The sequence below is a fragment of the Azospirillum isscasi genome, from assembly GCF_030849505.1.
Lineage (GTDB): Bacteria > Pseudomonadota > Alphaproteobacteria > Azospirillales > Azospirillaceae > Azospirillum > Azospirillum isscasi.
Genome location: NZ_JAUJFI010000352.1, coordinates 1 through 1,368, shown reverse-complemented (window position 1 = coordinate 1,368; position 1,368 = coordinate 1). Strand labels below are relative to the sequence as shown.

The 1,368-nt window shown below is 73.5% G+C and carries 1 protein-coding gene; it reads left to right on the top strand.

The genetic code is table 11. From position 1 onward, the window contains the following. The coding region (locus tag QSG27_RS28935; RefSeq protein ID WP_306712305.1) for an AMP-binding protein at positions 1-1,368 on the top strand (1,368 nt) is incomplete at both ends.

The following is a 1,368-nucleotide window of genomic DNA, read 5'->3' as shown; positions in this document are numbered from 1 at the left end:
GGAGCACGGGCTCGGCGCCCTGACCCTGGCCGACGCCACGGCGCTGGACAGCGCGCCGGCGGGCGCCCCGGCTCCCGCCGCCGATCCGGACGAGCCGGCGCTGATCCTGCTGACCTCCGGAAGCACCGGCGTGCCCAAGGGGGTGGTCGGTTCCCACCGCAGCCTGCTGACCATGATCGCGGCGGTGACCCAGCTCGAAGGATTCGGGGCGGCGGACACCACGCTGAACTGGATGCCGCTGGACCATGTGGGCGGGATCGCCTTCTTCAGCCTGCTGCCCACCGCCGTCGGAGCCAGCCAGGTCCATGTCCGCTCCGACCCGGTGCTGCGCGAGCCGCTGCGCTGGCCGGACCTGATGGACCGCCACCGGGCGACCATCGGCTGGGCGCCCAATTTCGCCTACGCCCTGATCGCGCAGGCCGTCGCCGCGGCGGCGGACCGGAGCTGGGACCTGTCCGCCATGCGCTTCCTCGTCAACGCGGGCGAGGCGGTGTCGAACGGCACCATGGTGGAGTTCTTCGAGCGGCTGAGCCGGCACGGGCTGCGCCCCGGTGCCATCCGCCCGTCCTTCGGCATGACCGAAACCGCGTCGGCCATCACCACGGCGCCCTGGTTCGCGCGGGACACCGCCGTTCCCTTCATCGACCTGGGCCCCCCCGTTCCCAGCGCCGCCCTGCGCATCGTGGCGGAGGACGGGACCCTGCTGAAGGAGGGCGAGATCGGGCAGCTCGAACTGTCCGGGCCGCAGCTTTTCCGCGGCTATTTCGCCCGCCCCGACCTGACGGCGGAGGCGTTCCGCGACGGCTGGTACCGCACGGGCGACCTCGCCTATCTGGCCGGGGGGCGGCTGTTCATCACCGGGCGCGACAAGGACGTCATCATCGTCAACGGCGCCAACTTCTACAGCCATGAAATCGAAACGGCTCTGGCCACCCTGCCCGGCCTGGACCGCACCTGCACCGCGGCGGTGGGGGTGCGCACGCCGGGGGCCGGCACCGACCGGGTGGCCGTGTTCTTCCACGCGCCGGCCCACGGCGGCGACGACCGCGCGCTTGCCGGCATCGTCCGGGCCATCCGGCGGCGCCTGTCGGGGGAGCTGGGCGTCGCCGCCGATCTGGTGATCCCGATCGAACCGGAGCGGATACCGCGCACCTCCATCGGCAAGATCCGCCGCCCGACCCTGAAGGCGTGGTTCGAGGCCGGCGATTTCGGCGCGGACGTCCGCCGGGTCGAGCGGCTGACCGCCGGTCCCGCCACCCTGCCCGACTGGTTCCATGAAAAGGTCTGGCTCCCCCTGCCCCCCGCCCCGGCGGCGGAGGCGCGGGGCGCCGTGCTGGCTTTCACCGGCGGGACCCCGCTGGCGGCGGC